The following is an 8,229-nucleotide window of genomic DNA, read 5'->3' as shown; positions in this document are numbered from 1 at the left end:
TCGGAGAGCACCAGGACCGGACCGGGTGCGAGCGGGACGTCCACCGATGCCGGGTCGGTCCGCCGCAGCCGGACCGGGCGGGGCAGCCCGAGCTTCTTCGCGACCGTGGCGGGCAGGCCGCCGCTGTCGAGGTCGAGATACGTGTCGCTCATGCCGCCTCCAGGATCATCGCGGTGGCCTGCCCGCCGGCGGCGCAGACCGAGATCAGCCCGCGGGCCGGCTGCCCGGGCCGGACCCGGGACTCGCCGCGCTCGTGCAGGAGCTTCGCCAGGGTGCCGACGATCCGCCCGCCGGTGGCGGCGAAGGGGTGCCCGGCAGCGAGGGAGGAGCCGGTGACGTTGAGCCGGGCCCGGTCCACCGTGCCGACCGCGGCGTCGAGGCCGAGGTGCTTTCGGGCGAAGTCGGCGTCCTCGAAGGCCGCGAGCGTGCTGAGCACGGTGGACGCGAACGCCTCGTGGATCTCGATGAAGTCGAAGTCCTCCAGCCGCATCTGCCGGCGGGCCAACAGGCGCGGGACGGCATAGGCGCCGGCCATCAGCAGCCCCTCGGTGCCGCTGGTGAAGTCCACCGCCGCGGTCTGCGCGTCGACGACGTGCGCCAGCACCGGCAGGCCGCGCCCGGCCGCCCAGGCGTCCGAGGCGAGCAGGACGGCGGAGGCGCCGTCCGAGAGCGGGGTGGAGTTCCCGGCCGTCATGGTCGGCGCCGGGCCGTCGCCGCTGTGCTCGCCGAACACCGGCTTGAGCTTGGCGAGCTTCTCCAAGGAGGTGTCCGGGCGCAGCGACTCGTCACGGGAGAGGCCGCGGTAGGAGGTGAGGAGGTCGTCGAAGAACCCGCGCTCGTACGCCGCCGCGAGGTTGACGTGCGAGGCGAGGGCGATCGCGTCCTGGTCCTCGCGCGAGATGCCCCAGCGGGCGGTCGTCAGCGCCTGGTGCTCGCCCATGCTCAGCCCGGTCCGCGGCTCGGTGACGTTGGGGGCGACGGGGGCGAGGTCGCGCGGGCGCACCGCCGCGAACGCCCTGACCCGCTCGGGCAGGCTGCGGGCGCGGGAGGCCTTCAGCAGGGCTTGGCGCAGCGGCTCGGAGACGACGATCGGCGCGTCCGACGCCGAGTCCACGCCGCCGCCGATCCCGACCTCGACCTGCCCCAGGGCGATCTTGTTGGCGACGCCGAGGATCGCCTCGAGCCCGGTGGCGCAGGCGCGCTGGACGTCGTAGGCGGGGGTGTGGGGGTCGAGCGAGGAGCCGAGCACGGACTCGCGGGTGAGGTTGAAGTTCTTCGGGTGCTTGAGCACGGCGCCCGCCGCCACCTCGTCCAGGCGCTCGCCGGCGAGACCGTATCGAGCCACGAGGCCCTCGAGCGCGGCGGTGAGCATGTCCTGGTTCGATGCGGCGGAGTACCGGCCGCCGGCCTTGCCGAACGGGATGCGGTTGGCGCCGACAACGGCGGCGCGTGCCGCGGTGGTGTCGGTCGAGGGGCTGGGCTGAGTCACGTCGTCGTCCTCTTCCTGCTGTGCGAACCGGTCGGCTTCCTGCCGTACGAACCGGTAGGCCCACCCCGGGACCTTGGGCCCGGGCGTCGGGAACATCAGTACGGTACCGACAGTACCTGATACCGTCGGTACCGTGATGCCGAACGCCGATGGAGAGATGCCCGCCGAGCACTTGGTGGACGGACGGTCCACCCGCTGGGAGGGGCACCGGACCTCGCGTCGCCTCGAGCTGGTGCATGCCGCGCGGCGGGCCGTCCACCACCTGGGGCCGGACAGCTCCATGGACGAGATCGCCACGGAGATCGGCACGTCGAAGTCGATCCTCTACCGGTACTTCCAGGACAAGACCGGCCTGCAGACGGCCGTCGGGCAGGCCGTGCTGGCGCACATGCGCGAGGCGCTCGAGCTGGCGGCCGGGCAGGTGGCCGGGCCGCGTGAGCGCATTTCCGCCATGGTCACGGTCTACCTGGAGCTGACCGCCTCCTCACCGCATGTGTACGCGTTCGTCACCCGCCCCGAGGCGGCGGCGACCGCGGGCGCCCTGCGCGGGTTCGTCGCCGAGGTCATCGACCTCGTGGCGCAGACGCTCCTGCCCGCTCTCCGCGACAAGCCACCCACCGAGGTCGGCGAGGACACCCCGAGCCGGGAGGACCTGGCCCTCGCCCAGCTCTGGGCGTCCGGCGTCGTCGGGCTCGTCCGCGGCGCTGCCGAGCGGTGGATGGTCGGCCAGGGCGAGGCCGCGACCGGCGAGGTGATCCGGGACGAGATCGGCGCGATGAGCCGGGACGAGCTGGGCGTCCATCTGTCCCGGTGGCTGTGGGACGGCGCGGTCGGGGTCACTCGCCGGGCCCGCCGGCACCCGGCGGGCACGTCGCCGGTTACCGAACCCTGACCCGATCGACCCGACCGACCTGATCGACCCGACCCGGCCCGGCCTCGAGCCCTCGGGGCCCGGCCGCAGCGATCCACCCGCCACCGACCACCCCGAGCCATCACCACCCCCATTCACCGACCAGCCCGGGTGACCGACCAGCCCGAGCGACCGACCATCACTCACCACCGACCAGCCCAATTCACCGACCACGCAACGACGCGGAGCCACGATGAAGACCACGAGCCAGCCCACCACCCACCCGAAGTCCTTCGCCGGCCCGGCGTCGGCGGACCCGCACGTCCCGGCGCCCGTGCCGTCGGCCGACCCGGCGTTCACGCCGTCGGCGGCCACCCCACCGAGCCCCGGCCTCCCCACCGCGACCGGCGAGCGGATCGACGTCGCGGCACTCAACAACCTCATCGACGGCCGGTGGGCCGACCTGCGTCGCCGCGCGCGCGCCCTCGCCTCGGACCCCGACATGTGCAAGATCGAGGGGCTGCCGGTCGCGGAGCACCGTGCCCGCGTGCTGGCACAGGTGCGGGCGCTGGCCGCCGCCGGCGCCGGCCACCGGGCGTTCCCCCGCTCCCTCGGCGGGCTGGAGGACCCGGGCGGCAACCTCGCCACGTTCGAGGAGCTCGTCCTCCTGGACCCGTCGCTGCAGATCAAGTCCGGGGTCCAGTGGGGCCTGTTCGGCGCCGCCGTGCTGCACCTGGGCGCCGAGGAGCACCACGCACGGCTGCTGCCCGGCATCATCGACGTGAGCGTGCCCGGCTGCTTCGCGATGACGGAGGTCGGTCACGGCTCCGACGTGGCCTCCATCGCCACCACCGCCGAGTACGACCCGGCCACCGAGGAGTTCGTCCTGACCACCCCGGTGCCGGCGGCCCGCAAGGAGTTCCTCGGCAACGCCGCCGAGCACGGGATCGCGGCCGTCGTCTTCGCCCAGCTCGTCACGCGCGGCGTCAACCACGGCGTCCACGCGTTCTACGTCCCGATCCGCGAGGACGGGCCCGACGGCGTGCTGCGGTACCGCGCCGGCGTCGACGGGCGTGACGACGGCCTCAAGGGCGGGCTGAACGGCGTCGACAACGGCCAGCTCTGGTTCGACCACGTGCGTGTGCCGCGCCGCGACCTGCTCAGCCGCTATGGCGACGTCGCCGCGGACGGCGCCTACACCTCCCCCATCGCCAGCCCGGGCCGCCGGTTCTTCACGATGCTCGGCACGCTCGTGCAGGGACGGGTCTCGCTGTCCGGCTCGGCCGTCGTGGTCAGCCGGGCGGCCCTGGCGATCGCGGTGACCTACGGCTCGCAGCGGCGCCAGTTCACGGGTGCCGACGAGACCTCCGAGGTGGTGCTCCTGGACTACCAGCAGCACCAGCGTCGCCTGCTCCCGCTCCTCGCCCGTACCTATGCGGCCACGTTCGCCCACCACGAGGTCCTGGACCGGTTCCACGACGTCTTCTCCGGCGCGCACGACACCGACGCCGACCGGCAGGACCTCGAGACGCTCGCCGCGGCCGCGAAGCCGCTGACCACCTGGCTCGCCCTCGAGACCCTCGAGGAGGCTCGCGAGGCCTGCGGCGGCGCCGGGTTCATGGCGGAGAACCGGCTCGTGGGGCTGCGACAGGACATGGACGTCTACGTCACCTTCGAGGGTGACAACAACGTGCTGCTCCAGCTCGTCGGCAAGCGCCTGCTCTCCGACTACGGCAAGCAGATGGCGAAGGTCGACATCGCCGGTGCCGCCCGGTACGTGGCCGCCCGCGCCGCGGACATGACGTTGCACCGCACCCCGCTGCGGCGCACGGCGCAGACGATCCTCGACACCGGCTCCCGGGCCCGCTCCGCCGGCCACCTGCGCGCGGCCGACACCCAGCGGGAGCTACTGGAGGACCGGGTGGAGGCGATGGTCGCCGAGATCGCGGGCGCCCTGCGGTCGGCCCGCCATGCGTCGCCGACCGATGCCGCCGCCCTGTTCAACGCACACCAGCACGAGCTCATCGAGGCGGCTCGTGCCCACGCCGAGCTCCTGCAGTGGGAGGCGTTCACCGCGGCGCTGTCGCGCATCCACGACGTGCGCACCCGGGAGGTGCTCACGACGCTGCGGGACCTGTTCGGGCTCACGCTCATCGAGAAGAACCTCGCCTGGTACCTGATGAACGGGCGCCTCACGGCGCAGCGGGCCAAGACCGTGACGAGCTACGTCGACCGGCTCCTCGTCCGGCTGCGCCCGCACGCCGTCGACCTGGTCGACGCCTTCGGTCTGACGGTGGACCAGCTCCGCGCCACCATTGTCACCGGGGTCGAGCAGCGCCGCCAGGACGAGGCCCGTGCCTACTTCCGCGCCCAGCGGGCTGCGGGCAAGGAGCCGATCAACGAGAAGGAGCTGCACGCGAGCCAGAAGAAGTCGGGCCTCGCCACCCCCACCGACTGACCGACTCCGCCGCTCGCCCCACCGACCTCGACCCCCGACCGACCGACTCTGCCACTCGCCCCACCGACCTCGACCCCTGACCGACCGACTCTGCCACTCGCCCCACCGACCAACCCTGCCCACCGTGCCCCCGTGCCCCCGACACCCCGCCCCATGAGGAGTTGTGGTGAGAGTTTGCTGGCATATGACCATCAGATCCTCACCACAATGCGGAATGTTGCCTGCCGGGTGGGCCAGGTGCGTCGATTCGCGGGGGTCCGGCCTGCAGGGTTGCGGGATCGGTGGATGCGCCCTGCGGGTCAGCGCGTCCAGGCGTGGAGCGAGCGGCGCGACGCCGCCCGCCACGCGTCGGCGTACGCCGTCCGCATCCACTCGGCACGGGCGGCTTCGAGGCCGACCAGCCGCCCGTAGTGGAACGTGTCCTCCCCGGCTGAGTGGGCGCGGGCGGCCATGTCCGTGAGGAGCGCCTGGGTGACGACGGAGTCCTGGTGGTCGCCGAGGATGGCCTGCACGCGCTCCATCGCTGCGGCGAACCTCGCCGCATCCTTGCCGAACGTGGAGGTGAGCGCCTCGCCGGTGTAGCGGGCTCGCTTGGCGCCCTTGCGCACCTCATGCAGCGCCGACTCCTTCTCCTCGCCGTCGGTGGCCGCCACGACGTCGTGCCCCTTGCGCAGCGACTCGTAGACCTTCGCCGCGAGCCCGGGAAGGACGTCACGGGCCGGGCGTGCTGCGAGGTCGGTCAGCGAAGGGTTGACGACGAGGTCGTCGAGGGCGTCGAGGAGGCGGAAGTACCGCTCGCCGTCGAGCACCCGCAACGCGGCATCGTGCGCCTGCGCGTAGCGGCCGGTCAGCTCGTGGTCGATGCGCTCGCGGACGGTGATGAGCTTCTCCGCATGGGGGTCCGACGCAAGCTGCTCGCGCAGCCGGGCGTGCATGACCTCGGTGTCGCGGGCGTCGCCGAGCACGGTGCCGAGCCAGCGCAGCTCCTGACGCAGCGGGTCGGTCTGCGTGCGGTCGAACAGGGGTCGGAACGTCCGGAGCACGCTGCGTAGCCGCCGGGAGGCGACGCGCACCTGGTGGACGGCGTCTGCCAGGTCGGCACGGACGCCCGGGTCGTTCGCCTTGAGGGCGTCGATGTGCTCGCGCAGGTGGGCGAGCACGACGTCGCCGGCGGGGGCCTTCCGGCCGGCGGGCCGGTCGGCGGCCGGGGGGAGCCGGTCACCGAGCGCTCGAACCAGCTTCGACGGCGCCGCGGAGGTGGTGGCCCCCGCGTCGCGCATCACGGCGGTGAGGCTCTTGAGGACGGCGCGCTTGCCGTCGTGGAGCTCGATCTCGACCTCGTGCCACGACGTGGTCGTGCCGTCGGCGAGGATCTCGGCGGTCACCAGGTCGTCGTCGATCTCGGCCAGGGGAGTGCCGCGGCCGGTCGTGACGGGCGGTGCGGTTGGCTCGGCAGAGGCGCCGGTCACGGGACCGGCCGAGGGGGGTGTGGGGTCGCCGGGTTCGGCAGAGGTGCCGGTACCGGTCGGCGTGGATGTGGGGTTGCCGGGCTCGGTCGAGGTGCCGGTCACGGCCCCGGTCGGCGTGGGAGTGGGGTCGCCGGGTTCGGCAGAGGTGCCGGTCACGGGACCGGCCGGCGTGGGAGTGGGGTCGCCGGGTTCGGCAGAGGCATCGGTGCCGGCCTCCGGGGCCGGGCCGGAGGTGTGGACGGGCTCGGGGGAGGCGTACAGGAGGCGGCGCGTGCGTCGGGTGTCCAGCCGGACGACCGGTGCGAGCTCGGCGTCCCGCACGTGCACCCGGGCGCGGTCCACCAGCGAGGCCGGCGGGGCGTCGTGGTCGAGCGGCTCGCGCAACTCGTCGCGGACGCCGTCCGCGCGCGGCACCTTCAGGTGCCAGCCCGCGTCAGTGCCGCCGGTCCGGCGGCGAAGCGTGATTCCCGCCCTGGTCAGCGCCAGCGCCGGGGTGTCGAAGTACACGCTCGAGAGCTCCACGACCGCCGGGGGGCTGACGACCAGGCCGGCCGGGATCGGCACCCGGGCCAGCCGGAAGCCCTCGGGGACGTCGAACTTCCGCTCGTCCTCTCGATAACGGTCCATCTCGTGGCCTCCCGGTCCTCACCCGCGGCTCACCCGGGGCGACGGAAAGGCCCGGACGGGCGCAGGACGGCAATGACTCAGTCTCCCCATCCGGCCCACGAACCTCAACCGAGGCCCGATGCCCTCCGCGGCAGAGCACGCCGGCCCGACGTCGCAGGCGCGTCAACACCTCGGCTGGGAAAGGAGCGTCTCCGTGAAAGGTACCGCCCGTGCGGCCGCTCCCGCGGTGACCCTCCAGTCGCTGCCGAGCCTCGTCACCCGATGGCATGGCGTCGCACTCGAAGGTGCGGACCTCGCCGAAATCCCTCCCTCGACTCCAGCGATCGGCTCCTGCCCGTACGTCGCTCACGGACGGGGGGGGGGGGTGGCCCGGTGCTCGGCGCGCGAGGATGGGGCGGTGCGGGACAGGGATGGCGCCGGCGTCGCCATGGTGGACGTCTGGCTCATCGAGCCCGACCTGGCCGGCACGCGACCGGCCGCCGCGCCGGGCGTGGACGACGGCGTCCTGGACGATGTCGAACGACGTCGCGCGCGCGACCTCCCGCCCGACCAGGCGGCCCGGTTCGTGCTCGGCCGTACGCTGCTGCGCCACGCCGTCGCCCTCATCACCGGGGCCGACCCGCAGGACGTGCGGCTGGAGGCCCGGTGCCCGACATGCGGGGGCGAACACGGCCCCGTGTCGGTGCTCGATCACCCTGTCCGGGTGAGCATCACGCGATCGGGACCATTCGTGGGCGTAGTGCTGAGCGACCGGCCGGTGGGGATCGACATCGAGGACCCGGCCGCCGTCGCCGCGGCCCCGCTGGCGGACGTCGCCCTGGGCCCCCGCGAGCGGGCCCACCACGACCGACTCCCCGCGGCGGCTCGCCCGGACTACCTTGCGCGCACCTGGGTGCGCAAGGAGGCCGTGCTCAAGGCGCTCGGTACCGGGCTCGTCACCGACCCGGCCGACATCGAGCTGATCGACGGCGCCGTCGCCCGGCCGGTGCCTCGGCACCCTGGTGGCCGAAGCGCCGACCGCCATCGTGGGACGGCTCCCGAACCGGTCGGCGTCGCTGCCAGACCTCACCTCGTGCTCGCGGACCTGGCCCTGGGGGGTCCCGCCGTCGGAGCGGTGGCTGCTCTGCTCGCACCTGCGGAAGGATCCACGTCGACCAGGGAGGCGGCTCCCGACGTGCTCGTCGGACTGCTCCACGTGCGCCTGCACGACGGCGCCGCCCTGCTTGCCCGGTCGCCGAGCGCGTCCTGATCGCCCAAGGCACAACAGGCCGCACTCATCGACGGCGGGTTCTTGTGCCGAGGGCGCGTGGTGCACCACCCGCCCTCGGCACAAGAA

At 73.6% G+C, this 8,229-nt stretch carries 5 protein-coding genes; 3 read left to right on the top strand and 2 right to left on the bottom strand.

Features of this window, described 5'->3' with window-relative positions; translation table 11 throughout:
• Nucleotides 1-148 precede the first annotated feature (148 nt).
• Complete coding sequence (locus tag ACYC1Z_RS12775; RefSeq protein ID WP_461409904.1) at nucleotides 149-1,585, bottom strand: acetyl-CoA C-acetyltransferase; 1,437 nt, start codon at nucleotides 1,583-1,585, stop codon at nucleotides 149-151.
• Between the two features lie 40 nt (nucleotides 1,586-1,625).
• Here ACYC1Z_RS12775 and ACYC1Z_RS12770 point away from each other — a divergent pair, with 40 nt between their 5' ends.
• Nucleotides 1,626-2,381 carry a TetR/AcrR family transcriptional regulator gene (locus ACYC1Z_RS12770; RefSeq protein ID WP_461409903.1) on the top strand — a complete coding sequence of 252 codons (756 nt, stop codon included), beginning with the start codon at nucleotides 1,626-1,628 and terminating at the stop codon, nucleotides 2,379-2,381.
• A 211-nt stretch (nucleotides 2,382-2,592) separates the two neighbouring features.
• Nucleotides 2,593-4,797, top strand: a complete 2,205-nt coding sequence (locus ACYC1Z_RS12765; RefSeq protein WP_461409902.1) for an acyl-CoA dehydrogenase family protein — start codon at nucleotides 2,593-2,595, stop codon at nucleotides 4,795-4,797.
• A gap of 299 nt (nucleotides 4,798-5,096) precedes the next feature.
• On the opposite strand, the gene ACYC1Z_RS12760 is transcribed toward ACYC1Z_RS12765, so the two are convergent.
• The gene (locus tag ACYC1Z_RS12760) at nucleotides 5,097-6,893 is read right to left on the bottom strand and encodes a CYTH and CHAD domain-containing protein (RefSeq protein ID WP_461409901.1); all 1,797 of its coding nucleotides are present in this window, start codon (nucleotides 6,891-6,893) and stop codon (nucleotides 5,097-5,099) included.
• 397 nt (nucleotides 6,894-7,290) lie between these two features.
• On the opposite strand from ACYC1Z_RS12760, the gene ACYC1Z_RS12755 reads away from it, so the two are divergent.
• Nucleotides 7,291-8,142: a 4'-phosphopantetheinyl transferase family protein gene (locus ACYC1Z_RS12755; protein ID WP_461409900.1), complete on the top strand. Its 852-nt coding sequence runs from the start codon at nucleotides 7,291-7,293 to the stop codon at nucleotides 8,140-8,142.
• Nucleotides 8,143-8,229 lie beyond the last annotated feature (87 nt).

Source organism: Georgenia sp. (genome assembly GCF_054605595.1).
This window is presented reverse-complemented; position numbering and strand designations above follow the sequence as displayed.

Excerpts from the sequence above, each read along its gene's own strand:
- ACYC1Z_RS12775 (WP_461409904.1), bottom strand. The coding sequence starts at position 1,585 with ATGTTCCCGACGCCCGGGCCCAAGGTCCCGGGGTGGGCCTACCGGTTC.
- ACYC1Z_RS12770 (WP_461409903.1), top strand. The coding sequence starts at position 1,626 with ATGCCGAACGCCGATGGAGAGATGCCCGCCGAGCACTTGGTGGACGGA.
- ACYC1Z_RS12765 (WP_461409902.1), top strand. The coding sequence starts at position 2,593 with ATGAAGACCACGAGCCAGCCCACCACCCACCCGAAGTCCTTCGCCGGC.
- ACYC1Z_RS12760 (WP_461409901.1), bottom strand. The coding sequence starts at position 6,893 with ATGGACCGTTATCGAGAGGACGAGCGGAAGTTCGACGTCCCCGAGGGC.